The organism is Desulfosporosinus sp. FKA, assembly GCF_002196785.1.
Classification (GTDB): domain Bacteria; phylum Bacillota; class Desulfitobacteriia; order Desulfitobacteriales; family Desulfitobacteriaceae; genus Desulfosporosinus; species Desulfosporosinus acididurans.
Map to the genome: position 1 here is coordinate 128,490 of NZ_NAHZ01000025.1, position 23,308 is coordinate 151,797.

Here is a 23,308-nt window from a genome sequence, read left to right on the forward strand (position 1 = left end):
ATCTGTTTTTAAATATCTTTCGTGATGTTCAAAACTTAATTTTCCCTGCGGCAGACAGAATAAAACTTAAGCCCAAAGTCAACAAAGAACCGATTAAAGCCAATTCTGAGAGAGCGACTATATAGGTAGTGTAATGGGTTACCTTCTCGATATAACCGTAGGTATTAACTCCCAGAGAGGTTCCGAGAATTGAAAGCATAAAAAGTATTAAGTAAAGAACAACGAGTCCCTGAGTTGCTCCTTCAATGTCTGCCCAACTTAAGGCCATGTGAGATGAAATGCAAATGGCTAAGAACAAAAAAAACCAGAAATTTAGACTGAATACATGATTTAGGGTAAAAAGACTCTTCAATAGAACAAGAGTGCCCTTGAAAAATTCTTTGAAGAAAGTCAGGTCGGAAGGTTGAGACAGTCCACTTGTTTTCCAATAAAGTTCAAAGGCCTTAAACGAATTTGGTAAGAAAAAGTGCAGACAAAGAAACAGAACGCCAATCCCACTGAGGAGAGGTGCTATGCCAATGAAGAAATTGCCAACTGATTGATAGATACTCCTCCGGTTATAAGAGTGAGAGACATACCCAAGGGTGCCATTTGACCGATTAATTTTTAGTAATTTCAGGTCGGTAATTTTATGACCAAAAATAAGGCACATTAAGGCATGTCCCAGTTCGTGCACCGGAGTGCCCAGCCAGGCAGTCGCCAAAATTCCTTTATAACCAAAGGCAGCGAAGAAATTTTGGTTTGCTTTACGCTCCAGGATGCCTAATATCAGTCCGATGACAAGCAGCGGACCGACAAGACTAATTAATTCTAGAAAGCTGATTTTAAGGGCTCCGGCTAATAATTGTTCCATTTTTAATCTCTCTCATAGTTCTATTTAATGTTTTAGGAAAGCTTTAACTTTACAAGAATCCTAAATTCAATTAGGCTATACTTTTAGAACTGCTCTTTGAGCTTGCTGCATACTTGCTTTTTGCTTCTCTCCTACGGCTATTTTACCGGTAATAAAAGCACCCGACCAAAAAATAGATGTCAGCACCATTAAAAGGTGAACCTTTTTATCAGACAATACCAGCGCTCCTCTCTAACTGACTTCAGATTTAAATAATAAACCAATTATAGACTAAGCTTGAAAAATATCAAGGAACGAGAAGCAAATAGACAAATCAGCGGCAGGACCATTTTGTCAATTGATTGTTTGAGAGTATAATTAACTAACTAAAATAATCAACAGAGGGTGTGACTAGATACCATGAAAGTAATTGCTGTCAATGGAAGTCCAAGAAAAACATGGAATACTGCTACGCTATTGCATAAAGCTCTTGAAGGTGCTGAATCGGTCGGAGCCCAAACGGAGATCGTACATTTATATGACTTGAATTTTAAAGGCTGTATCAGCTGTTTTGCCTGTAAACGGAAAAATACTAAGAACGCCGGACATTGTGCCGTACAAGATGATTTGAAAATTGTTCTGGAGAAAGTCTTAGCAGCCGACGTCCTCCTCATCGGTTCCCCCATCTATTTTGGGAATGTTACCGCCGAGATACGTGCTTTTTTAGAACGCCTGTTATTCTCCAATCTTTCCTATAATGAAGGACATCGATCTGTTTTCCAAGGGAAGTTAGCATCGGGTTTTATCTATACCATGAATGTTCCCGAGGAAATTTTGCAACAAGTTAAATACGAAGAAAATGTCTTTCAGCCTAACAAAAACATGCTGCAATTACTTGGAGGACACTCTGAATTCATGATCTCTGCTGATACCTACCAATTTGATGAATATTCCAAGTATGAGGCATCTATGTTTGATGTTAAACACAAGGCTCAAGTGAAAGCCGAACGATTCCCCATTGATTGCCAGAAAGCTTTTGACATGGGAGTTCGCTTAGCAAGGAGCTAAATTTAAGGGATTAGTCAGTAATCAATAATGAGCAACCCATTTCATTTGGACTTCTGCATAAAGGGAAAAAATAATTCTTTCATCAATAATCATCTGTAAGAACTTATCTTTTTGCAAGAACTTAATCCTTCGGATAGAACTTAACGGATAGAAATAACAAATGGGACGCCATTTAACTAATAATGGCGTTCCATTTTGTTATTTCAAAAAATTAGCGATTGGTGGGAGGGAACTTGAGAAGATCTGGCGAAAAAGGAAGGATGATGAAAGTAACAAGGGGAAAGTAATCTATGCTTGTTTGGGCAATTTTTAGTCGATTGAAGTATTGGGAACTATACATGCAATATTAATAGAGAGAAAGGTTAATGTGTTATGGAGATAAAAAAGGTATCAATTATCGGTTTAGGCGCCTTAGGAATTTTGTTTGGCCATCATTTGAGCAAGAGAATGCCCCAAGGGGATTTAAGTATTATTGCTGACCAAGAAAGAATTCGAAGGTATCAGAGGGATTCTCTTTATTGTAATGGTGAGCGCTGCCAATTCAATTATCTGACACCTGAAGACAAAGGGGAGCCAGCCGATCTGTTGATCTTTGCTGTTAAGTATAATGGTTTGCAGGACGCTGTCAAAGCCGTTAAAAATCAGGTCGGGGAACATACGATCATCTTTTCGGCGCTGAATGGAATCAGCAGCGAAAGAATTATCGGACAGACTTACGGGATGGACAAAATTCTCTACTGCGTAGCCCAGGGCATGGATGCTGTAAAAGTTGGCAATCAATTAACTTATGCCCATATGGGAATGCTGGTCTTTGGCGAAGGGGAACCGGGGCTCATCTCAGAACGAGTGAAACGGGTTGCTCAATTTCTGGAAAGTATGGCCGTGCCCTTTGAAGCGGTAACGGATATGAACCGGCGTATGTGGGGCAAATTTATGCTCAATGTCGGTGTCAACCAAACTGTTGCAATGTATGAGAGCAACTATGGCGGGATTCAAAAAGAGGGTGCGGCGAGAGATACAATGATTGCCGCTATGAGAGAAGTTATGGTTCTTTCCGAAAAGGAAGGCATTAATTTGACAGAGACGGATCTAACCTATTGGCTGAATCTCTTAGATACCTTAAATCCGGAAGGCAAACCATCCATGCGGCAGGACATGGAAGCCAGACGTTTCAGCGAGGTGGAACTGTTTTCGGGAGCAGTTTTGGAATTAGGGGTAAAATACGGTGTAGCAACGCCGGTTAATCAAGAACTTTATAGGCGGATAAAAGTGATTGAAGCTCAATATGATTAGAATAGGCGCATTTGCCATAGGGTCTTTGTAACGTATAGTTTAGATTCTTCTACAACGGAATATAATCAAGTGTTGGTATCTCAGCACTCAGACGATCTTTATAATAGAAACTTGTGGGAGCTTATTACATCATGGGGTGGAAATAACTGTTATATAAGGAAGATGTCCTTTAACAATGCTTCTTTATCAGCTAATTAAAAATATATTAATTGGGAACGGAATTGGCACATGCATATAACAATTCCATTCCCATTAATATATTTTTGAAAGGAATTGATAATAATCATGAAAAGGATTTTATCCATAACATTCCTGCTAATTTTATTGTTCAACGTAATTGGATGTTCTCAATTTCAGGGAAATACTGAAAGTGATAATAGATTAATGCCTACAACTTCCGTTTCTGCTCAGAAAGTTACAACTGAAGATATTAGTGAAGGAAAACAAGTGATTAAAGATTATGTTAACGCCTTGAAAAGTAGGGATTTGGGAAATTTAGAAAAAACATTAGGCAAATATAAACAAGGAATTTATAATAAAGACAACATTGGTAGTTTTGACCTTGAAATTGAAACTATTGAGTACCCTGGTAAATATCTTAATGCTCATATCCCCCCAAGTAGTTATAAATCTAATTACGGAAAAGACCCCTATAAATCCATGTGTCTTCATGTGATTTTTAAAGAAGGAACTAATAAAAAGGATTGGGATTATATTTTGATTAAAGAAACTGAAGATTCTCCATGGGTTATACATGATTGGGGCTTTTGAGAATCATTGCTTGGTGGATCTGTTTCGCTTCGCAGAGAGGTGGAGAAGAAGATGGATAACAATGTACATGCTGAACATCAAAATTATGTACCTCCGGAATTATCTCCCAAAAAGAAAAAAGGTTTAGCCGGTGTAATTGCTGTCATCATAGGTCTATTGGTGAAATTCAAAGCAGGATTATTATTGGTTTTACCAAAGCTTAAATTTGTCTTTGTTTTATTAAAGCTTGGTAAATTTGGGACAACTGCTTTTTCAATGCTTATTACAATAGTGATCTATGCCTGGACATTTGGCTGGATGTATGCCGTAGGTTTTGTCGCCTTACTTTTTGCCCACGAAATGGGCCATTACATTATGGCCAAATGGGTAGGACTGCCGGTCTCAGGCCCAATTTTTATTCCCTTTGTCGGTGCTTTAATACAGCTTAAAGAACCACCTGTCAATGCTAAAATGGATGCTCAAGTTGGCTATGCAGGGCCTTTTGCAGGTTCCTTGGCTGCGGGACTATTATTCCTTTTCTACCTAGCCACCGGCTCTAAACTTGTTTTAGCACTGTCTTATACGGGGTTTCTTCTTAACCTGTTTAATCTGATACCGGTTCATCCACTGGATGGAGGCCGGGTAACTACTGCAATTTCGCCTTATTTATGGTTGATCGGAATACCGATCTTGATATATTTTACCATTACCTCTTTCAATCCAATTCTCGTTTTGATCATCATCTTAGGGGGCATTCAAATCTATAAACACTGGAAAGGAACCGATAAAGAGTTCTATGAAGTATCGCCTGAAACACGGAATATTTTTGCAGTTCTCTACTTTGGTTTACTTGCCGGTTTAGGCTCAGGTGTCTGGTATACTCTCCAAATACTTGAGACATATAGAAGATTTTGATTAGCGATACTTCAACCAAGCCATACATTGGCAGGAAAGGCAAGGTTTCGTCTTGGAATAGTAACTGTGAAGCAGCTGCTGAATTTTATGATGCCGCAATACAATAAAACAGAAGCGCTCCCCTCCCACTTTGACAACAGTGAGAGGAGAACGCTTTCTAATTCCTGATACTCCATGAATTATTCGTATAACTTACATGTTAACTACATTAATATGGGGTGAGCTCTGGTTGTTTCGCTCAACAATATGGTTTACTACTTTAACAACGGTGGCCGGCGAATTAGTCAGCTTGACTACTCTAAATTCCCTGGAGTTTTCACCATATAAATCTCCCAGGATTTCCAGAATTCTTCCCTTAATAGCGCTAAATGTCAGCTTATCACTGGCAGCGCGTAATTCGGGTACCCAAAGTCGATCAATTTCATGTGATAATTGGGATAGTTCTTTACAGGAATGTAGAAACATAGTTCCTCCTTATCTTAAACAATTATTGGAATGGGGTTTTCTAAAAGAGGTTAGACGGATTGCCTAAATCAATTTTATAGGAATAATGTTAATTCTCAAGATAACCAGTGTAAAATCTTTGTAAAAAGAAGGCAAACTCACACACGTTCTTAAGATATGTACTTAGTTGCTTTTTAGTGAACAATTTAATAGATAAATTTTGGAGTAATATTGGTATAGTTTGAGAATAACGCTCGTCTATAACGACCGGCGTTGGCTGCTAAAAGGCTCGAATAGGGTTTCGGTCAAATCTTTGCGGTGGGTTGATTGGGAGTTTTTCGATATTCAGTTTAAAATCTCTTTCTTAATCTCATAACTATACTCTTTTTTACCTTCCATTTGACTATAGGTATATTCTTGAACTTTGTATATAACTTCATTTTCTTCAATAATTCGTTGATCTGTATAGTCGTCTTCGAAGCCGGATAGTACCCTTACTACCTGAGCTCTTCTCGGTAACCCAAAGGAACCGACTGTTACAATCTCGCCAATTTGAGCGGTTTCGTCTTCTTCGGCCTGGGGAATAAGAGCAAAAACTTCGTTATCGGCAATAACCTCATACCCGGTACGCTTACCAAAGCAATTATCGTTTTGCCCCGCAAGCTGTTCGATCGTCAGATTTTCTGTAATTGGATTTGTTAGATTTATCGTCATAATTTTTTGCACTCCTCTGTCTCTGGCCATATTATCTGGATTAGTATATGGAAATAGAGGGGCATAATACGTTAAGGCAGAAACTTCGGAAGTTTAAGTGAGGGCAGTTACCTTTTGGTAACTTGGCTGTCGATGGGTTATGTTTTATCGAAAACCTTATTCACTAAAAGCTCTCTGATGGTGACGGTATCGTCAGCTCAGCTGATCAAATATTCATGCTATAATGGATAGTCTAGGATAGATTTAGGAGGATTACGATGGATAATAATGATATTTTAGTTAGAATAAGATATGCGCTAAATTTAAGAGATACTGAAATAGTCGAGATATTTAAGTTTGGCGGCCTTGAGCTAACGGAAGACTTAGTAAAAAAGATGCTTATCAAATCAATAAACCCTTACCGTCATAATGATACGGCTGACGAGCAGAACGAGAGAGATGCAGATGATAGGGAAGAAAGAATCAGATGCAAAAACAGTATGTTAGAGTCATTCTTAAATGGTTTAATTACATATAAGCGAGGAAAGCAGGATGAAAAACCAGAGCCTTCTGAAAGTACGGTGCTTAAGAACAATGAAAATCCCAATAATATCCTGCTTAAGAAATTGAAAATAGCGCTCTCCCTTACAAGTGAAGAGATGATAGATATCTTCGCCGAAACAGGAATTATCGTAACAAAAGGAGAATTGGGAGCGCTGTTGCGAAGAGAAGGGCATAAGAATTATAAAGAGTGCGGCGATAAATATGCTCGAAATTTCTTAAAAGGATTAACGAAAAAATACAGAGGGTAGATTAACGGCGAATTGTTAGAAAGGAGCAAGGGCATACTCTTCAACCGAAGTGAGCTCGTTTTATATGAAAAGTTTAATACAAGGAGAAAAGGTAAAAATCCAAGATTACATATCTGAGCAGGAAATCGAGATCACGATAGCTTTAAATTCAGCAATGACCATCGATATTAGCTGCTTCGGTCTCGATGAAAGAAGACAGCTTTCGGATGACCGGTATATGATTTTTTACAATCAAATGAGTTCTCCGGAGAATTCTCTTCAGATGATCGCAAATAGTAATGGTAAAGGCCGATTTAAAGTCGATTTAAATAAGGTTCCCACTTCCATTAAAACTATGGTATTTACGGCTGCGATTGATGGGGAGGGGGTAATGTCCCAAATTTCGAGCGGCTTTATTGCGTTTGCTGACAGGAATGGCGAACAATTAAGATATGATTTTACTAGTCTGAATTTTAACAAGGAACGAGCCATAATTTTCGCTGAACTTTATTTCAGGGATTCTTGGCGTATCAATGTTATTGGCAGCGGTTTTGACGGTGGCCTCAGTGCCCTGTTGAAACATTTCGGAGGAGAGGAAGCCAAAACCGCTGAAACATTACAGAATGACCTCCAGACAAGCAATTCTTCAGTTGCTGCACCTGAAGTATCTTACGAAAAAATTAGCTTAGAGAAGAAGATGGAGCAAAAAGCTCCCGCTATCCTATCATTGGCCAAAAAGGCAACTATATCTCTCAAAAAGGTAGGCTTGGAAAGCCATTGTGCCAAGGTAGCTCTATGCCTTGATATATCCGGATCAATGAGTTCTTTATATAGAAGCGGTCAAATGCAGGAGTTTGCTGAAAAAATACTTGCGTTAGGCTGCAAATTTGACGATGATGGGTCCATAGATTTGTTCCTTTTTGGCAGCAAAGCCCATGAGGCAGGAGATATGTCCATCGACAATTTTGACGGGTTTGTAAGCAGAACTCTGAAAAAGTATCCTTTAGAAGGCGGAACACATTATGGCAAAGCTATAAAAATGATCAGAGATTTTTATGCTCCGGGATTTAAACAATCTGGTCTGCCGGTTTATGTTATGTTTGTTACAGATGGGGCACCTTTCGACCGGGATTATACTAAAAAACAACTTAGCGAAGCTTCTCATGAACCTATTTTCTGGCAGTTCATGGCCATAGGAAAGTCTAAAAAAGATGTCATTTCTAATGGCGGAAGATTTTTTGCCAGACTGGCCGCCAGTGATTTTACCTTTTTAGAAGAGTTGGACACGATGAGCGGGCGATATGTAGATAATGCTAATTTCTTTAGTGTGGAAAATCCTTCTCAGATATCCGATGATTACTTATATGATTTGTTGATGAGTGAGTATCCGAACTGGCTGAAAGAAGCTAGGCAAAAATCAATCTTATAACTATTTAGAGGCTAGACAATCATGCCGTATTTATCTTATCTTTTAAGCCCTCCCAATTCCTTCACCGCTAAGTATTCCAATCGGGAAAGGCGGCTCGGCAATAATGTCCACTGGACATTATTGTATCTGAAGCCCTGATGCTGAGCTTATGCTGAACGAGTTTACATATAAGTGCTTTAAGTCTTTGATACAAAGTCCCACAGATACTTTTTTAAATTCACGCACCCGTTTTCTTTAAAGTGAACACCTTCGTTGGCTAGGAGCCGTTTTTGATCTGTCCATCCTGGAACTAAACGACCTTGGTGATTCACAACCCGATGGCAGGGGATGTCATGAGAATGAACATTGTGGGTAACCTGTTAAAAAGGCAATCATTCCATAAGTGGCGACGTTACCAGGGGGGATATCTCTGACAATTTCATAAACTTTATTGGAAAATTCTTTTCTGTTCAATTTTATTCACCTGGCCAATTTCATCTTTTTCCGGAGTGAAGGGCTCCTATTCTCTTTAGGTGGCGAGATGAATAGCCGCCCTCAAATTATTACCGAACATTAGTTCCAAATCCGTTCTTGTTGTGGTAAAATAACGAATGGAAAATCACTCCACTTGGAGAAACGGGAGCTTTACGATTAGATGAACTAGCGAATAGCCCTTGACTTGTTTCTAAGCAATTATTCGGTTAATGTGATCAGGCTGATTAGTTTAGTTACGGTTATTATAACATTCGTTGATGAAGGGTAGAATGATATGAGCAATGTTGAAGAAGAGATCCGACGTCGGCTATTCGAGCTGCAGGATCTGAAATACAAAGAGTTTGCGAGCAAACTTATGCCGACAGTGAACCCGGAAACCGTGATTGGCGTTCGTACGCCGGACCTGCGGAAGCTCGCCAGGGAATTTTCCAAAAGGCCGGAAGCCTTGGAGTTCCTTAAAATCCTGCCGCACGCGTATTATGAGGAAAATAACCTGCACGGCTTCCTGATCGAAACGATCAAGGATTATAATGCCGTTGTTGCCGCCGTCGATGAGTTTCTGCCGTACATAGACAACTGGGCAACCTGTGACTTGATTTCACCAAAGATATTTAAAAAGCATCTGCCCGAACTCTTCGAAAAAATCAAAGTCTGGCTATTATCCGACCGAACCTATACGGTACGTTTCGGGATTGGAATGCTGATGAGCTTTTATCTCGATGATGCTTTCCGGCAAGAGATGCTTGAGCTTGTGGCTGGTGTCCGGTCGGACGAATACTATGTCAATATGATGATCGCCTGGTATTTCGCAACGGCATTGGCCAAGCAGTATGAAGCGTCTTTGCCGTATATTCAGGAACAGCGTTTGGCGAAGTGGACCCATAATAAAGCTATCCAGAAGGCGATTGAGAGTTACCGGATTAGCGACGAAACAAAGACGTACCTGCGGACACTGAAAGTAAAATAAGGCCCAAGGAGGAATAGTAAATGCCTAGCAATCAAAATTTGGATGAAGTCTTGAAATCCCGCCGTTCGATTCGTAGGTTTACTGCTGAAACACCTGCTAAAGAGGATATCGAAGCAATTATTGAAGCAGGTGTCTTAGCACCTTTTGCCGCCTTAGCTAACATCGGAAAGGATGGACGCAAATTTATTGTAATTTCTCGTAATAATCAGCTCCTTACTCAACTAGCGAACGTTGTTAGAAAGAAGGCTGCTGATCTCGCCGAACAATTCAGGTCACAGATGGATACCAATCCATTCCTGCAAACTCAAGGTCAAGGATTTCTGAAACGTCTAGAAATGACCGCACAACAAGGCCCTTTAGGTATAGGCAGCGCACCATATTATATAGTTGTTGCTGAAAAGAAAGGTATTCCGGATGTACAGCATCAATCCATATCCTACTGTCTGGAAAATATGTGGTTAAAGGCTGCATCGCTCGGACTTGGCTTCCATCTGGTATCAATAACAAGCCAAATGGAGCAGGACAGCGAGTTCTGCAGCTTGTTAAATCTCCCTCTGGGTGAGTATAGTTTGGACGGTTGCGCAATAGGATATCCTGCTCAAAATTCACCTCAGCCAACAATAGCTTCAGTTGAAGAAGTGACGACTTGGTTTATTTGAAATCAATTAATTATGAAGAAAGAAATGCTGACTGCTAACCGCAGTCTTCTTTTTTACGGGCCGATGCAAAATACCATCCTTCTGGAAAGCAGGGGGCAGAATATCGGGGAAAAAGTGAACTCGTTCAGCTAAAGCTGAACATCGGGGCTTCAAATGCTAATTTAATGTATTAAAGATTGCCATCATTCCAATACTAATTTTAAAAGAATAGTGATGGTGGTTAATATGCCAAAGTATCTTATTTATCCTTTGTATGCAGCAGTATTTGCAGTGATTTTATTAGTTTGTGTGCCAAGAAAGGATATCCAGCGCTTATCGATTTACGGAATTATCTTTGGCGGTGTTTTTGAAGTTATACTCCATATGCTTGGAAAATTAGCCGGATTATATGGATGGTATGACCACGGCCCACTTGGATATAAGGGTATTCAAATTTTTTCGCCTGTGTCATGGGGGATTTTTTTCATTTTATATTTTTACTTTTTGCCAAAATATAAACCTTTGAACTACATTTATATGGTAGTTGCCATAATGTTTAGCATTCTATACACAAACCTTGTTATAAGTTTGGGTGTCTTTTATTGTTATGATAGATTCTTTGTTCCCTTGATTGCTTTTACAATTTGGTTTTCAGCAGCTACATGGGGTTATTATAGGTTGAATAATTTCATTGACAAGAAAGAAAAAAGCAATAGCTAAGTAATGAATAGCAATCTAGGACTTGTCAGATATCATAACCCACTTGTCATACAAAAGATTAAGCCGGCTTTCAATAGTCTCCCTTTCATGCTGGAACGAAGCAAGTCCTGATGAGTCAGAAGAAATTGCAGGGTCAGACATTTGAACCTCAATATCAAGAAGTTGTTGTTCCAGTGCGGCTATTTCCTTTTCTAGTTGAGCGGCTGATTTACCCAGATGGATTTCCTTTCCAACAGATGCTTTAACTTTCTGCCCCCGTTTATTAGCAAGGTTTGCCGGACTGTCTGTTTTACTAGCGATTTTAATAATTTGCTTGGCCTTTCTTTCCAGATAGTCATTATAATTGCCCAAGTACGCCATAACCTTGCCCTGATCAAGTACCCAAACCTTGTGAGCCAAACGATTGATAAAATACCGATCGTGAGAGACTGCCAGCAGTGTGCCGGGGAACTTCTCCAAGGCTTCTTCCAGAGCTTCACGCGAATCAATATCCAGGTGATTCGTAGGCTCATCGAGCAATAACAGGTTTGGCTTTTGATACATGAGTAATGCCAGCTGCAGCCGGGTCCATTCTCCGCCGGACAAACAGTTAATCTTCTTAAAAACGTCGGAATCGTAGAAGGAAAACTTTGCTAACTGTTTTCTCGCTTCACCTTCATCCATATCCAGTTCTGCACGGAAATACTGAAGGATGGTTTGGTCGGATTTGAGCGGTGCACTGTCTTGGGAGAGATATCCGATGTCAACTCGTGAGCCAAGGCGTATTTCACCGCGATCTGGGTTTTCCTGATTTAAGATCAATTTTAGAAGAGTACTTTTACCGCAGCCATTTTTGCCGATAAGGATGATTCGTTCGCCGTAAAATAGCTGGGCTCTGACTTGACCGAAAAGCGAGCGGTCAGCATAGGATTTGCTGATTCCCTCCAGCGAAATCACTTGTTTTCCGGAACGGTCATTTTGTTCGAGATGCAGGCCGATTTTTTTGCGTTCTAAGATCGGCCTTTTTAGTTTAATCAGGCGATCTAAGGCTTTTTGCATCGATGCGGCGCGGCGGTGAAAACCGGGATTCGGTGGATTAGAACGGTTGCCCCAGTCAATTAATTGTTTGATGGATTCCTGCATTTTTTTAATCTTCTTCTGTTGTTCTTGATAATTTGTAAACTCTGAGAGTAGGCGGCTCTCTTTTTCTTTCTGATAGGCGGTATAGTTCGTTTGATAAGTTACAGCTTCTCCGTCTTCCAGCTCAATAGTTTTGATTATCACTTTATCCAAAAAGTAACGGTCATGAGAAACAACGATGACAGTGCCCCTATAGTTATTCAAGAAAGTCTCAAGCCATTCAATAGAAGTCATATCCAGGTGATTGGTTGGTTCGTCCAGCAATAAAACATCGGGCTGCGTCAATAGTAAGGCTGCTAAACCCACCTTTGTTTTTTCTCCGCCGGATAACGAAGAAAATGGACGTGGATAGTAATCCGCCATGATACCGAGTCCGTTGGCAACCTCGTCGATGCGGGAAGAAATTTGGTATCCATCCGCCTCTTCGAACTTCTCCTGAAGTTTGCCATATTCCAGCATAAGCTGATTAAGTTTATTATCTGCGGCGTTCATGAGGTCGGACATTTTTTGCGCTATTCGTTCTAGTTGCTGCTGCCATTTCTTTACTTCTTGAAAGTACTGTTCCAATACTTCATAGACGCTCATTTTGGAGTCATATTCAGGGGCTTGGGCTAAGAACCCAATCTTGGTGTTTTTGCGTATGGCGATTTGTCCTTGTTCAGGTTGAAGGGATCCTATGATTAACTTTAAAATTGTGGACTTTCCTGTTCCGTTACGACCTATTAGACCTACTCGTTCACCTTGCTTAATATCAAAGGAGACATCGGTAAGCACTTCATTGGCACCAAAAGATAGTTTAATGTGTCGAAAATCAATAATCATGTTCATTCTCCTCAAGGGAAATGACACTTTCATGGATTTAAGCATAAAAAAACCGCAGGGAAATGTCCCTACGGTCGCAGCTTCAATGTTTCGTTGCGGTCATGGTAGGTGTGTCATTTCGCAATTTTGTTGATCCGTACTCAGTTGCTTAAAAATGGGCATATCTATCCCGTTAAATGAAACTGCATACATGATTCCAAAGATTGCTATTGGCAACTGTTCAAGACGGAGCATTGCAACATCGCGATTCATCCTACCACACCTCCTTCACTGAATTACTATGAATATAGTAACATAATTTTTGTGGAAAAATCAACCAAGCTTTTATTCCCCATTGACACCCTATACCCCCGGGGGATATAATATAAACAATTCAAGTTCATTTTTTCACAGGTAGAGCCTGAATAGAAATGGCGACAGCTGTTTGCATTCATTTGCATTCAATTGAGAAAACTAAAATTATGTAACTTTTATGGAGGAATAATATTATGTCAAAAAAGGTACTCATAGTTGGTGGAGTAGCCGGGGGGGCCTCAGCTGCTGCGCGTTTAAGAAGACTTGATGAAAAGGCTCAGATCATCCTGTTTGAAAGAGATGACTATATCTCTTTCGCCAATTGTGGTCTTCCCTATTATATCGGTGAAACCATTAAGGAAAGAGAGAAGCTCCTCGTCCAAACTCCTGAGGCTATGAAAGCAAGATTTAACATTGATGTGAGGATCAATAGTGAAGTCATTGGTATCGATACGGAAAAGAAACTGGTTACCGTCAGAAGTAAGGGGCAAGGGACTTACGAAGAATCTTATGACGATCTTGTCCTTTCACCGGGAGCTAAAGCTCTCCGGCCGAATATTCCGGGGATAGAAAGCGCTAAGATATTTACCTTAAGAAACATTCCGGACACAGACAGAATTAAGGCCTATGTTGATCACAAGGGCATAAATAGTGCCATAGTTATCGGCGGAGGTTTTGTCGGGGTTGAAATGGCTGAGAACCTGGTCGAGAGAGGCTTGAAGGTTACTTTAGTTGAAGCCGCTCCCCATATTTTGGCACCGTTTGATTCAGACATGGTGGTTATGGCTGAAAAGGAATTAGTCGAAAATGGCGTGGGTCTTATCTTGGCAGACGGCGTTAAAGCCTTTAAAGAAATTGGAAGCCAAATCGAAGTAACGTTGAGCAGCGCAAAAATAGTTTCTGCCGATCTCGTCATTCTAGCCATCGGAGTAGCACCAGATACTGCTTTTCTAAAAGACTCGGGCTTAAAGTTAGGACCTAAAGGTCATATCGTCGTTGATGAAAGAATGCAAACCAATGCCAAAGGAGTTTACGCAGTAGGAGATGCCATAGAGGTTGTCGACTTCATTACGGGAGAAAAGACGGCTGTTCCCTTGGCTGGGCCGGCAAATAAGCAAGGAAGAATTGCTGCCGATAATATTGCGGGTTTGAATTCGATTTACAAAGGCACTCAGGGAACCTCGATCCTTAAAGTTTTCAGTTTAACGGCGGCCAGCACAGGAGCCAATGAGCGCACTCTGCAAAAAGCAAATCTGCCTTACCAGGTCGTCTACGTTCATCCTGTGGCTCACGCATCTTATTACCCGGCTGCTTTACAGCTGACTCTGAAACTGATTTTTAATGATCAAGGCCAAGTATTGGGAGCTCAGGGAATCGGTTACGATGGCGTTGATAAACGGATCGATGTTATTGCTGCCGTCATTCGCTTAAAAGGCACGGTAGACGATTTAGCAGAATTGGAATTAGCCTATGCTCCGCCCTTCTCATCGGCCAAAGACCCTGTCAATATGGCGGGATTTGCAGCTCAAAACGTTCTGTCCGGAAGAACTCATGTGGTAGCCTGGAAGGATATAGAGCTGTCTGACCTTACAGATTCAATTCTTTTGGATGTGCGAACGGAAGAGGAGTTCAGCAATGGACACATCCCCGGTTCTCTCAACATTCCTCTCGATAGCTTAAGAGGCAGAATGGGTGAACTCGATAAGAACAAACAGGTCATCGGGTACTGTCAGGTAGGTTTAAGGGGCTATGTTGCCGACAGGATCTTGAGCCAAAATGGCTATAAGGTATTAAATATTACCGGTGGCTATAAAACTGTCTCCCTGCAAGAATCTCAGCTTCAAAACCCAGATTCTGAGAGTCGGCAGCCCGCTCCGGGAGCCGGCGAGGCGAATAAACCTCAGGGGTATTTTGATAAAAGTATTGATGCCTGCGGGTTGTGCTGTCCTGGACCATTGATGCAGGTAAAAGCCGCTATGGACACGTTACAGCAGGGCCAGGTGCTCAAAATTCTGGCGTCTGATCCGGGTTTTTATGAGGATATTAAAGCTTGGACGAAAAGAACTAATAATCAGTTGATCGATGTGGCCAAAGCCGGGGGTGTCATTTCAGCCTTCATCAAAAAGGGCACGCAAAAGGACCCGCTTAAGCAAGAACCGGCAGAGGCAACCTTAAAGGACAATAAGACCATGGTCGTTTTTAGCGGAGATTTAGATAAGGCCATAGCATCCTTTATAATTGCCAATGGGGCTGCGGCCATGGGGAAAAAAGTAACGATGTTTTTCACCTTTTGGGGTCTAAATATCCTGCGCAAACATGAAAAAGTCAACATTCAGAAAGGTTTCATGGATAGGATGTTTAGTATGATGATGCCGAGAGGAAGCAAACGCCTTAAGCTATCGAAGATGAATATGCTGGGTTTGGGCGGAAAGATGATCAGAAAAGTTATGAAGGATAAAAACGTTTCTTCCCTCGAAGACCTCATCAAGGCCGCAATGTGCAATGGGGTAGAGATAGTAGCCTGTCAAATGTCAATGGATGTCATGGGAATCAACCAAGAGGAATTACTCGATGGCATTAAAGTTGGCGGAGTCGGTTATTATTTAGGTGAAGCAGAGGATTCCAACGTAAATTTGTTTATCTAACGATGACTTCGTTATCGGTCATGAGTGAAGGATAATTGGCTTTAGTGATAGGAATCAATAGAACCGGATAAGTACAGCCCCTAATGCCGAACGGCATTAGGGGCTGTCTCATCAGATAATCCTACCAATACCAAGGGCGGCAATAACAAGGATAACAACATCTGTAGCCAAAGATTCTATTACCCCAGCACCAAGGATACATGCCCGCCATCTCCTTTCATCTGAGATGACAGAAGATAAGATTTCCTAGAATAATTTACGTAATCTGTCCGAGCTTTGTGACAAAAATTGATGCTTAATTTGCTTTTTGAGGCTCTATCTATGATGTGTTATAATATGGTAATAGTTCATGACGATTTAGATAATTGAATAGTTGATATTACGGGGGTGAGTTTTAATGTCAATAATTCAGCATAGTAGTGATAAAAAATATACCTATGCAGATTATCTTACCTGGAACGATGGAGAAAGATGGGAAATAATTAATGGCGTGCCTTATATGCAATCTGCTCCTACATGGCAGCATCAAGCCATATCCAGTGAACTAATGTTGCAATTTGGTGAATACTTACGGAATAAGCCTTGTAGAGTTTTTTCTTCGCCTTTCGATTTAAGGATACCTGAATTAAATGAAGAAGACGAAGAAACAACGTTTGTATGTCAGCCCGATCTTCTCGTCATTTGTGATAATGCCGGTTTAAAAGGTACCGGGTATTATGGTACTCCGACTCTGATTATTGAAATATCATCTCCTTCAACGGCAAGGATAGATAAGCTTTTGAAGTTCAATAAATTTGAAAAGGCCGGGGTTAAAGAATATTGGATTATTGAACCGGATGGTAAGTTCGTGAGCGTGTTTACCTTACAGAACAATAAGCGTTATGGACGGCCGGATGTTTATTCAGATGAAGAAAAAATAAACGTAAGCGCCTTACCCGATTTAATAATTGATCTTAATCCGGTTTTCGCTGGTCTGTAAGATACTATTCAATTCGTGACGCTATGCCAAGCCATGTTTCTTTGGTTAAAAAACCCTCTTCCACCTGCTCTTCTAACTCTAAAAATCGTCTATAGGGAATACTGAATGAAAGGATATCCTTGTCTACATATTTTCTTGCTGAGGGGTCGGTTAGCCCTATAACACACTTTGGTTCTTTCTCCTCAGCTTGTGCCAGAGGATATAGTACAGACTGATGACAACCGGCACCAAATTCTATTTTAACATTGTCTTGGGTTGGTTTGTCGTAGTTGGCGAACTGTACCAGAGCGGACAGTTGGTCGGCATTTACTAGGAAAATTATGACTTCTGGCGTTTCGTCCCGAGCTAAGACTGCCAAAGGCTTAAAAATAAGATAAGTTTTTGCCTCAACATCCGGCAATTCGGCGGCAAATTTTGCGGCCAGGTCAGGACTTTTTTTGTAGAATTCTCCTTCTCTGCCGCCTACACCGCCCGTTGAGAGGAAATATTCAATAAAACCTAATTGAAACCGTTGAAAACCTAAGCCGACTTTGCCGCCACTACATGTCGTAGTCTTGTTATCAAATGCAGCAACACGACCTTTGGCTGCGGCATTTAACATAGAAATTGCGCAACCCCATTTCCCTTCCTTAAACTGCAATGCTCCCTCTGGCTTAGAGTCCGAACGAAATACGGCAACAGGTTGATACTTAAGTTTAATAGCAGCGGCGATCTTACTTTTCATAGTGACCCTCCTTATTCTTAATCCGTCAGGTTATAGAGCTCAGGTTATTCCTTGCTAACATAAACCACTACCGATCGATAGTGCTTAAGACTATAACCAAAGCCAATTATTATTATAGTTGTCATAACAACTATAATAATAAAAAATAACTAATTAAGATTATTATAGATTTGATTTAATACTTTAATTAATTCTGCTGCTTTCTGTTTTTCTATTCCCATGGTAGCTTCCTTTAGTAATTGCGTAGCTTTAGGTACTAACTCATCTCTTAATGCCCAGCCACTCTTTGTCAAGAAGATCTGATAAGCCCTTTTATCGACTGGATGAGGCTTTCGGACAATCAAATCTTTCATTCGTAACTTTTCAAGAATGCGATTAGTATTTGGTTTATCTTTAAAGATGATATCTGCCAACTCTTTAGGGGTCAGGCCTTCTTGTACCCATAAACAGTTAAGTACAGACCATTGTTCCGGTGTAACATTATAGTCATTAAAGCGTTGAAATAACTTATTTTTAAGTTTTGTATTCGTCTTATTTAGAATAAATCCCAATGAATCCTCTAATTTAAATTCCATCGGCTATCACCTCAGTTGTTATGACAACTATATTATATACGCGTCGTAATTTTCAGTCAATCGCCAATGGGGATGCGGCCATGGGAAAAAGGTCAACATTCAGAAGGGTTTCATGGATAAGATGTTTAGCATGATGATGATGAGATTATTTTGATTGACAAAATTGATGTTTTGGCCTACAATGCCGATATACCCCATGAGGGTATATCGGCATCTTTATTACTATCTTAAAGGGGAAGGGGATAGAGTATGAATCCGACAATAACTATATCAATTATAGTTGGAGTAATAATAATCTGGCTGTACGGCAAGTACTCAGACAAAGAAGTAAATAAATTACGGATCGATCCCTCGGAAGCAAAAAAGAGGCTGGATACTGAAAAGGATATCATTCTTCTGGATGTTAGGACCGAACGAGAATATGTCGAGAACCACATTCCACGAAGCACTTTGATCCCTTTGAACGTGCTGGCCAGAGAAGCCGGCAAAAAGCTTCCAAACAAGCAAACTGCTGTTTTTGTTTATTGTAGGAGTGGAAATCGAAGTAAAGCTGCTGTAAAGATGTTATTAAAGCTTGGGTACTCTAATGTTTACAATTTGGGCGGTATAATACGCTGGCCGTATAGGACTGTATCCGGTAAGAAGTAAACGTATTTAGGCGCCAATCAGATTTGGAGACTGACTGGCGTCTTTCTCAGAGTTTCTAACGCAATCATTCAAAGGAGAGGGCCCGAACCCGGTGAATAGGCGGAGATAAGATTCATCTTTTCGTTGGAGGATTATGCTATAATACTTGTAACACCTTGTCGAAGGACGGTTAGTATTAAGCGGCCTTGCTGCTAAGATTAAGAAGTTTACCCAGGCGGGATAAAATAATAATTACACCTCCATTGTGAAATTGTAATTGTACCATAATTGATTTGATTTTAAGAGACGAATGAGAATTCGAATCAGCCAGCACTATGTTACAAAATCGTTGAGGAAAGGTGTGTGACTAAAATGGAAGACAGAGTACTATTCACTTTAAATCATATTTTACAAAAGAAGAAGAGAAAGATAACCCTGGAGAGCCGTTTATGGGAAGACTTATTTGTAGATTCATTAGATATGTCGATGATTATTGGGGATCTGGAGGATGAATTCGAGATAACCATTACTGATGACGAGTTTGCAGATGTGGTTACCGTCAATGATATTGTAGAAAAACTTAAAGCTAGAGGTTTATCCGATTACCAATCGATTATGAATTCGATCTGATTTCATACCCTTCGTTCCCAGCTTCTGGATTTGAAACGCAATCCATCTGGCTTATTCCTCCGCTGGAAATTCTAAACGAATGGTCATTTTTGTGCATAAAGACTATGCAAAAAGACTAGAAAAAGTGGAAAGTTGGAGTGATGAATATGGATCTAATACAAGTTAACCAAGAGAAATGTATTGGCTGTGGACTCTGTGCAGAAGTCTGCCCCTCTGGATGTATCATAATGGAGAATCAAGTGCCACAGGCCACAGACCGGAATTGTATTGCCTGTGGACACTGCGTGGCTGTATGTCCCGTGGCGGCAATGGACAATGTGAAGGCACCACTTGCCAAACAGTTGCCGCTTGAAAATGTGCCTGTTCTTGATGCCGACACGGCAGCTCGCTTTCTCCGTTCCCGTCGATCTATTCGCCGTTACAAACAAAGTCCTGTACCACGGGAAAAAATAGTGCAGCTCCTTGATATCGCGCGCTTGGCACCTACCGGAGGCAATACTCAAGGTGTTGCTTATCTCGTCATTGATAACGCTGAAACGCTGCGCAAAATAACGGCTGCTACAGTTGATTGGATGGAAGAGCAGGTAAAAAGTGGCTCTGCATGGGCACAGTATTATACTGGAGTAGTGGACACCTATCGCCAAACCGGTCAAGATGTTATTTTACGAAACGCTCCGTGTCTGATCGTAGCCATAACTTCAAAGAACTTTCAACCCCGCGGACGTGACAATACACATTTTTCACTTGCGTACGCTGAACTCTATGCACCTGCTATTGAATTGGGAACATGTTGGGCGGGATTCTTTGAAGGGTGCGCCTCTGCCAAATATAAACCATTATTGGATATTTTGAAGCTGCCGGAAAACAGGGTTGTCACCGGTGGATTGTTAGTAGGCTTTCCAAAGTATACTTATAAACGATTGGTGGACAGAAATCCGTTGCAAGTATCGTGGTGGGACTAAAGGTGGAGGAAAAACAATGAACCAGAAAGTCGTTAAAAAACAACAAAATTGTAAGAAATGCTTAGTCTGCGGCTTAAAGAATGACCTTGGATTAAAAGCTTCTTTTTACGAAACCGACATGAATGAATTGATTGCCATCTTTAAACCCCTCGACGAACATCAAAGTTATCCAGGAAGACTGCATGGCGGAATTGCCGGAGCAATCTTGGATGAAACGATTGGCAGAGCTATCATGATCCAGGATGAAACGATTTGGGGAGTTACTGTTGAATTGAATTTAAAATATAAAAAGCCTATTCCCCTGGATCAAGAGTTAAGGGTTGTGGGCAGAATTACTAAGGATTCTAAACGATTGTTTGAAGGGACAGGGGAAATACTATTGCCTAATGGGGAGATTGCAGCTGCAGCTTGGGGCAAGTACATGAAAATGCCAATTGAGAAAATAGCAGACTTTAACGAAGATGAACAGGAATGGCAAGTTGTATCGTCAGATAGTGAACCCAGCGAAATAGAGATCCAATGAAAGGTCATCAGAAAACAATGCGACAATAAGCCACCGTTCACAGAAAAACGGTGGCTTATTGAAGTTTCAGGCTCTTCAATTAACAGTTAAAATTTAATAATTTTGGGTTCGCCTGCAAAGGAAGCAATCGTAGCTACGGCATCTTGCAAATACAGTACCAGAGTGTTGTCATCAGTTGCAGAATACCGGGATTGAAGTGAAGGATAGCTGTCAAGCATACTTTGCTTTGCTTCAACACGTTCATCCGCTACAGCAACGGCTTGGATGCGAATCCATTCCTGGCCATTAAAAGCGCAAATTTCAATTTTGGGATTGGCCATGATTTGCTTGGCAACGTCCTTTACCTTACCCGTCTGAATATAGAGCTTTCCTTCAAAAATGTTGGCGGTCCCGAAGGGACGGACTCGTGGCTGATCTCCATCCAGGGTTGCTAAGTAATATGTCTGGCACTTTTTCAAAAAATCCAAAACCTCTTGCATAAGTTATCCCCTTTCAAATTTATACAATAAATTTATAATAAAAGTCTTGAAATTGCAAGTACGACTGTTTATGATATATAGTATTCAGAAAGATACTATTGGGAGGAGATTATGGAAACAGAGAACGATTTATTTGGGAAATGCCCTTATACAACAGCACAGAAGGTTCTTTCGGGTAAATGGTCAATGCTTATCCTTTACCATCTCGGGCAAAGAACCATGCGCTTTGGAGAATTGCAGCGGCAGTTGCCTGATTTAACCCAGTCAACGCTGACGAAACAGTTACGCACTTTGGAAGAGAATGGATTGATCGAAAGAAAGATTTATCCGCAAGTTCCACCAAAGGTCGAATACTCTTTAAGTGATATAGGCATAAAGTTTAAAAAAGTGTTAGCTGAATTGGCAATTTGGGGCAACGAATATATCAAAACCTTGAAGGACAAGAATTTACAAATTTAAGACCTCCAGCTTATACTTATACAGATCCGGTAGTGTAACTGCAAGATGAACAACATCTGAACAGACACTTCAACAGTCTAAACTCTGCTGAACCTATTTCTGGTTTATAAGAGCCATTAGATTGTATTATCTGTTATTTCAAACTGAATATATCAATGATAAGCATCTGTTTACGAGATGCTTTTTTGCTGATATTTAACTAATGCTTGTATTTGTGAAGTTAAACAAACTTATAAACCTGTTTTTATAATAAACAGCATTTGCTACACTCGTTGTTATGATCATGAAAAAGAAATAACCGCCCCTGCCAGGATCGCGGTTATTTCTTATAACCCGTAGTTCCGTCTAACCGTTCGGTTAGACAATCTTGCCGGGCTGGCGTGCAAACATACCTATCGCTGGGGCTGTATATTGATGCGCTGACAAGAAAAGCACATTGACGGGATAAATTCCGCATGCTATGCTGAGAATACCAATAATTGGAGACGGAAAAATGCCAAGTTAATAGTTAAGTTTATAAATTAGCCAAAGGTATTAAACAAAAAAGTCTTAGATAATGACAAGAGGGTGTGATCTGAATGCCTGGGCAAAATCATCAGATATCTGAATTAGAAAGTATTATGCTTCGAAATAATCTATTTAAGAAATTCAAATTGAGCAAATTGGGAGTATTCGGTTCTATGGCAAGAGGAGAAATGTCTAATGACATAGATATCCTCATTGAAGACAATGTTGATTACCGATCACTGTCAGTGTTTAGAGATGAGCTCCAAAAACTTACAAATAAGCACATAGATATTGTAATCGAAAGGTATGCCAATCCCATAGTGCTGCATAGAGCAAGAAAGGAGATTATCTATGTTACCGAGCATTAAGAACGACCTCATGTATCTGCTCAATATACTTGAGTGCATCGAGAAAATCATACTGTATTTCGCAGATTGTACCAATGCTGAGGACTTCTTCGAAAAGAACGAGCAGATGAATTTCAACGCCACTCTGAATCTTTTGACGAACATCGGTGAGAATGTTGGAAAAATCAGCAAAGAGCTTAAACAGATATATTCGGATGTGGATTGGCCGTTGATAAAAAGCTTCAGGAATCGGGTAGTTCATGACTATATTAATATTGATACTTTTATGGTGTTTGATATAATCACAAATGATCTCAAAATGCTTAGAGGTACGATTATGAATATTGTGGGGATAGAACTGGATAAGGGTAGTTTCGATACAGAGGAATATGAGGCCGCTAAGAAGAGTTTCTATTATCGGCATATTAAGTTTGATTAAATAAGTACGGAAGTGCTGCCTTAATTTCAAGGAATTCGGAAAACTGACAATGTCAGTTTTTTTTATACTTCAGAAAGCATAAGTTTTGGGGGTACTAAAGGGTACCTGATTCTAAGCATTCAGATCATCAATAAAAAAATATGATTGATGAATTCTCTATCCT

27 protein-coding genes and 1 pseudogene are annotated in these 23,308 nt (G+C 40.3%); 18 read left to right on the plus strand and 10 right to left on the minus strand.

Annotated elements, in window-relative coordinates; translation table 11 throughout:
* Positions 1–28 precede the first annotated feature (28 nt).
* Positions 29–853, minus strand: coding sequence for a hypothetical protein (locus B5771_RS07900; RefSeq protein WP_088187038.1), 825 nt, complete (start codon positions 851–853; stop codon positions 29–31).
* A 75-nt stretch (positions 854–928) separates the two neighbouring features.
* The gene (locus B5771_RS24230; protein ID WP_172408184.1) at positions 929–1,069 is read right to left on the minus strand and encodes a hypothetical protein; all 141 of its coding nucleotides are present in this window, start codon (positions 1,067–1,069) and stop codon (positions 929–931) included.
* A 183-nt stretch (positions 1,070–1,252) separates the two neighbouring features.
* Between B5771_RS24230 and B5771_RS07905 the strand changes: the two genes are divergently transcribed.
* From B5771_RS07905 to B5771_RS07920, 4 genes are all read left to right on the plus strand, one after another.
* Entirely contained in the window at positions 1,253–1,900 is a 648-nt protein-coding gene (locus B5771_RS07905; protein ID WP_088187039.1) for a flavodoxin family protein, read from the plus strand.
* A 372-nt stretch (positions 1,901–2,272) separates the two neighbouring features.
* Positions 2,273–3,193, plus strand: coding sequence for a ketopantoate reductase family protein (locus tag B5771_RS07910; protein ID WP_088187040.1), 921 nt, complete (start codon positions 2,273–2,275; stop codon positions 3,191–3,193).
* A 285-nt stretch (positions 3,194–3,478) separates the two neighbouring features.
* On the plus strand, positions 3,479–3,964 hold the full coding sequence (locus B5771_RS07915; protein WP_088187041.1) for a DUF4829 domain-containing protein: 486 nt from the start codon (positions 3,479–3,481) through the stop codon (positions 3,962–3,964).
* Between the two features lie 51 nt (positions 3,965–4,015).
* Positions 4,016–4,858, plus strand: coding sequence for a site-2 protease family protein (locus B5771_RS07920; RefSeq protein WP_172408190.1), 843 nt, complete (start codon positions 4,016–4,018; stop codon positions 4,856–4,858).
* Positions 4,859–5,050: 192 nt separating this feature from the next.
* Here B5771_RS07920 and B5771_RS07925 read toward each other — a convergent pair whose 3' ends face one another.
* Both B5771_RS07925 and B5771_RS07930 read right to left on the minus strand, forming a co-directional pair.
* Complete coding sequence (locus B5771_RS07925) at positions 5,051–5,323, minus strand: hypothetical protein (RefSeq protein WP_088187042.1); 273 nt, start codon at positions 5,321–5,323, stop codon at positions 5,051–5,053.
* Between the two features lie 324 nt (positions 5,324–5,647).
* Positions 5,648–6,016 (minus strand): hypothetical protein, encoded by a 369-nt coding sequence (locus tag B5771_RS07930; RefSeq protein WP_088187043.1) that lies wholly within the window; start codon positions 6,014–6,016, stop codon positions 5,648–5,650.
* A 251-nt stretch (positions 6,017–6,267) separates the two neighbouring features.
* Here B5771_RS07930 and B5771_RS07935 point away from each other — a divergent pair, with 251 nt between their 5' ends.
* Together B5771_RS07935 and B5771_RS07940 are read left to right on the plus strand one after the other, a co-directional pair.
* Positions 6,268–6,807, plus strand: coding sequence for a DUF1456 family protein (locus B5771_RS07935; RefSeq protein ID WP_088187044.1), 540 nt, complete (start codon positions 6,268–6,270; stop codon positions 6,805–6,807).
* A gap of 64 nt (positions 6,808–6,871) precedes the next feature.
* Entirely contained in the window at positions 6,872–8,215 is a 1,344-nt protein-coding gene (locus B5771_RS07940) for a VWA domain-containing protein (RefSeq protein WP_088187045.1), read from the plus strand.
* 176 nt (positions 8,216–8,391) lie between these two features.
* Here the strand turns inward: B5771_RS07940 and B5771_RS07945 are convergent.
* Positions 8,392–8,668, minus strand: a pseudogene (locus B5771_RS07945) (MGMT family protein).
* Between the two features lie 295 nt (positions 8,669–8,963).
* On the opposite strand from B5771_RS07945, the gene B5771_RS07950 reads away from it, so the two are divergent.
* The 3 genes from B5771_RS07950 to B5771_RS07960 all read left to right on the plus strand — a co-directional run bounded on the left by B5771_RS07950 (position 8,964) and on the right by B5771_RS07960 (position 11,014).
* Entirely contained in the window at positions 8,964–9,656 is a 693-nt protein-coding gene (locus B5771_RS07950) for a DNA alkylation repair protein (protein WP_088187046.1), read from the plus strand.
* Between the two features lie 20 nt (positions 9,657–9,676).
* Positions 9,677–10,315, plus strand: a complete 639-nt coding sequence (locus tag B5771_RS07955; protein WP_088187047.1) for a nitroreductase family protein — start codon at positions 9,677–9,679, stop codon at positions 10,313–10,315.
* 225 nt (positions 10,316–10,540) lie between these two features.
* Positions 10,541–11,014 carry a hypothetical protein gene (locus tag B5771_RS07960; RefSeq protein ID WP_088187048.1) on the plus strand — a complete coding sequence of 158 codons (474 nt, stop codon included), beginning with the start codon at positions 10,541–10,543 and terminating at the stop codon, positions 11,012–11,014.
* A gap of 15 nt (positions 11,015–11,029) precedes the next feature.
* Here the strand turns inward: B5771_RS07960 and abc-f are convergent, their stop codons facing one another.
* Positions 11,030–12,955 carry a ribosomal protection-like ABC-F family protein gene (gene abc-f / locus B5771_RS07965; protein ID WP_088187049.1) on the minus strand — a complete coding sequence of 642 codons (1,926 nt, stop codon included), beginning with the start codon at positions 12,953–12,955 and terminating at the stop codon, positions 11,030–11,032.
* A 99-nt stretch (positions 12,956–13,054) separates the two neighbouring features.
* Positions 13,055–13,207: an RAxF-45 family protein gene (locus tag B5771_RS24235; protein WP_172408191.1), complete on the minus strand. Its 153-nt coding sequence runs from the start codon at positions 13,205–13,207 to the stop codon at positions 13,055–13,057.
* Between the two features lie 236 nt (positions 13,208–13,443).
* Between B5771_RS24235 and B5771_RS07970 the strand changes: the two genes are divergently transcribed.
* Both B5771_RS07970 and B5771_RS07975 read left to right on the plus strand, forming a co-directional pair.
* Complete coding sequence (locus tag B5771_RS07970) at positions 13,444–15,894, plus strand: DsrE/DsrF/DrsH-like family protein (RefSeq protein ID WP_088187050.1); 2,451 nt, start codon at positions 13,444–13,446, stop codon at positions 15,892–15,894.
* 397 nt (positions 15,895–16,291) lie between these two features.
* Complete coding sequence (locus tag B5771_RS07975; protein WP_088187051.1) at positions 16,292–16,873, plus strand: Uma2 family endonuclease; 582 nt, start codon at positions 16,292–16,294, stop codon at positions 16,871–16,873.
* A 4-nt stretch (positions 16,874–16,877) separates the two neighbouring features.
* On the opposite strand, the gene B5771_RS07980 is transcribed toward B5771_RS07975, so the two are convergent.
* The gene (locus tag B5771_RS07980; protein ID WP_088187052.1) at positions 16,878–17,597 is read right to left on the minus strand and encodes a DUF169 domain-containing protein; all 720 of its coding nucleotides are present in this window, start codon (positions 17,595–17,597) and stop codon (positions 16,878–16,880) included.
* A gap of 149 nt (positions 17,598–17,746) precedes the next feature.
* The gene (locus tag B5771_RS07985) at positions 17,747–18,172 is read right to left on the minus strand and encodes a MarR family transcriptional regulator (RefSeq protein ID WP_088187053.1); all 426 of its coding nucleotides are present in this window, start codon (positions 18,170–18,172) and stop codon (positions 17,747–17,749) included.
* Between the two features lie 249 nt (positions 18,173–18,421).
* Between B5771_RS07985 and B5771_RS07990 the strand changes: the two genes are divergently transcribed.
* From B5771_RS07990 to B5771_RS08005, 4 genes are all read left to right on the plus strand, one after another.
* Complete coding sequence (locus tag B5771_RS07990) at positions 18,422–18,820, plus strand: rhodanese-like domain-containing protein (protein WP_088187054.1); 399 nt, start codon at positions 18,422–18,424, stop codon at positions 18,818–18,820.
* A gap of 351 nt (positions 18,821–19,171) precedes the next feature.
* A complete protein-coding gene (locus tag B5771_RS07995) occupies positions 19,172–19,429 on the plus strand; it encodes a phosphopantetheine-binding protein (protein WP_088187195.1) in 258 nt (85 codons plus the stop codon).
* A gap of 146 nt (positions 19,430–19,575) precedes the next feature.
* Positions 19,576–20,391, plus strand: a complete 816-nt coding sequence (locus tag B5771_RS08000; RefSeq protein WP_047808524.1) for a nitroreductase family protein — start codon at positions 19,576–19,578, stop codon at positions 20,389–20,391.
* Positions 20,392–20,407: 16 nt separating this feature from the next.
* Positions 20,408–20,914, plus strand: coding sequence for a PaaI family thioesterase (locus B5771_RS08005; protein WP_088187055.1), 507 nt, complete (start codon positions 20,408–20,410; stop codon positions 20,912–20,914).
* A gap of 86 nt (positions 20,915–21,000) precedes the next feature.
* Here B5771_RS08005 and B5771_RS08010 read toward each other — a convergent pair whose 3' ends face one another.
* A complete protein-coding gene (locus B5771_RS08010) occupies positions 21,001–21,393 on the minus strand; it encodes a pyridoxamine 5'-phosphate oxidase family protein (protein ID WP_088187056.1) in 393 nt (130 codons plus the stop codon).
* A gap of 111 nt (positions 21,394–21,504) precedes the next feature.
* On the opposite strand from B5771_RS08010, the gene B5771_RS08015 reads away from it, so the two are divergent.
* The 3 genes from B5771_RS08015 (at position 21,505) to B5771_RS08025 (ending at position 23,145) form a co-directional block, all read left to right on the plus strand.
* Positions 21,505–21,852, plus strand: coding sequence for a helix-turn-helix domain-containing protein (locus B5771_RS08015; protein ID WP_047808527.1), 348 nt, complete (start codon positions 21,505–21,507; stop codon positions 21,850–21,852).
* Between the two features lie 578 nt (positions 21,853–22,430).
* Positions 22,431–22,727, plus strand: coding sequence for a nucleotidyltransferase domain-containing protein (locus B5771_RS08020; protein ID WP_088187057.1), 297 nt, complete (start codon positions 22,431–22,433; stop codon positions 22,725–22,727).
* Positions 22,711–23,145 carry a HepT-like ribonuclease domain-containing protein gene (locus B5771_RS08025; protein WP_088187058.1) on the plus strand — a complete coding sequence of 145 codons (435 nt, stop codon included), beginning with the start codon at positions 22,711–22,713 and terminating at the stop codon, positions 23,143–23,145. The genes B5771_RS08020 and B5771_RS08025 overlap by 17 nt, the downstream gene beginning before the upstream one ends.
* Positions 23,146–23,308: the final 163 nt, after the last annotated feature.

Excerpts from the sequence above, each read along its gene's own strand:
- B5771_RS07900 (WP_088187038.1), bottom strand. The coding sequence starts at position 853 with ATGGAACAATTATTAGCCGGAGCCCTTAAAATCAGCTTTCTAGAATTA.
- B5771_RS07905 (WP_088187039.1), top strand. The coding sequence starts at position 1,253 with ATGAAAGTAATTGCTGTCAATGGAAGTCCAAGAAAAACATGGAATACT.
- B5771_RS07910 (WP_088187040.1), top strand. The coding sequence starts at position 2,273 with ATGGAGATAAAAAAGGTATCAATTATCGGTTTAGGCGCCTTAGGAATT.
- B5771_RS07915 (WP_088187041.1), top strand. The coding sequence starts at position 3,479 with ATGAAAAGGATTTTATCCATAACATTCCTGCTAATTTTATTGTTCAAC.
- B5771_RS07920 (WP_172408190.1), top strand. The coding sequence starts at position 4,016 with ATGGATAACAATGTACATGCTGAACATCAAAATTATGTACCTCCGGAA.
- B5771_RS07925 (WP_088187042.1), bottom strand. The coding sequence starts at position 5,323 with ATGTTTCTACATTCCTGTAAAGAACTATCCCAATTATCACATGAAATT.
- B5771_RS07930 (WP_088187043.1), bottom strand. The coding sequence starts at position 6,016 with ATGACGATAAATCTAACAAATCCAATTACAGAAAATCTGACGATCGAA.
- B5771_RS07940 (WP_088187045.1), top strand. The coding sequence starts at position 6,872 with ATGAAAAGTTTAATACAAGGAGAAAAGGTAAAAATCCAAGATTACATA.
- B5771_RS07950 (WP_088187046.1), top strand. The coding sequence starts at position 8,964 with ATGAGCAATGTTGAAGAAGAGATCCGACGTCGGCTATTCGAGCTGCAG.
- B5771_RS07955 (WP_088187047.1), top strand. The coding sequence starts at position 9,677 with ATGCCTAGCAATCAAAATTTGGATGAAGTCTTGAAATCCCGCCGTTCG.
- B5771_RS07960 (WP_088187048.1), top strand. The coding sequence starts at position 10,541 with ATGCCAAAGTATCTTATTTATCCTTTGTATGCAGCAGTATTTGCAGTG.
- abc-f (WP_088187049.1), bottom strand. The coding sequence starts at position 12,955 with ATGATTATTGATTTTCGACACATTAAACTATCTTTTGGTGCCAATGAA.
- B5771_RS24235 (WP_172408191.1), bottom strand. The coding sequence starts at position 13,207 with ATGAATCGCGATGTTGCAATGCTCCGTCTTGAACAGTTGCCAATAGCA.
- B5771_RS07970 (WP_088187050.1), top strand. The coding sequence starts at position 13,444 with ATGTCAAAAAAGGTACTCATAGTTGGTGGAGTAGCCGGGGGGGCCTCA.
- B5771_RS07975 (WP_088187051.1), top strand. The coding sequence starts at position 16,292 with ATGTCAATAATTCAGCATAGTAGTGATAAAAAATATACCTATGCAGAT.
- B5771_RS07980 (WP_088187052.1), bottom strand. The coding sequence starts at position 17,597 with ATGAAAAGTAAGATCGCCGCTGCTATTAAACTTAAGTATCAACCTGTT.
- B5771_RS07985 (WP_088187053.1), bottom strand. The coding sequence starts at position 18,172 with ATGGAATTTAAATTAGAGGATTCATTGGGATTTATTCTAAATAAGACG.
- B5771_RS07990 (WP_088187054.1), top strand. The coding sequence starts at position 18,422 with ATGAATCCGACAATAACTATATCAATTATAGTTGGAGTAATAATAATC.
- B5771_RS07995 (WP_088187195.1), top strand. The coding sequence starts at position 19,172 with ATGGAAGACAGAGTACTATTCACTTTAAATCATATTTTACAAAAGAAG.
- B5771_RS08000 (WP_047808524.1), top strand. The coding sequence starts at position 19,576 with ATGGATCTAATACAAGTTAACCAAGAGAAATGTATTGGCTGTGGACTC.
- B5771_RS08005 (WP_088187055.1), top strand. The coding sequence starts at position 20,408 with ATGAACCAGAAAGTCGTTAAAAAACAACAAAATTGTAAGAAATGCTTA.
- B5771_RS08010 (WP_088187056.1), bottom strand. The coding sequence starts at position 21,393 with ATGCAAGAGGTTTTGGATTTTTTGAAAAAGTGCCAGACATATTACTTA.
- B5771_RS08015 (WP_047808527.1), top strand. The coding sequence starts at position 21,505 with ATGGAAACAGAGAACGATTTATTTGGGAAATGCCCTTATACAACAGCA.
- B5771_RS08020 (WP_088187057.1), top strand. The coding sequence starts at position 22,431 with ATGCCTGGGCAAAATCATCAGATATCTGAATTAGAAAGTATTATGCTT.
- B5771_RS08025 (WP_088187058.1), top strand. The coding sequence starts at position 22,711 with ATGTTACCGAGCATTAAGAACGACCTCATGTATCTGCTCAATATACTT.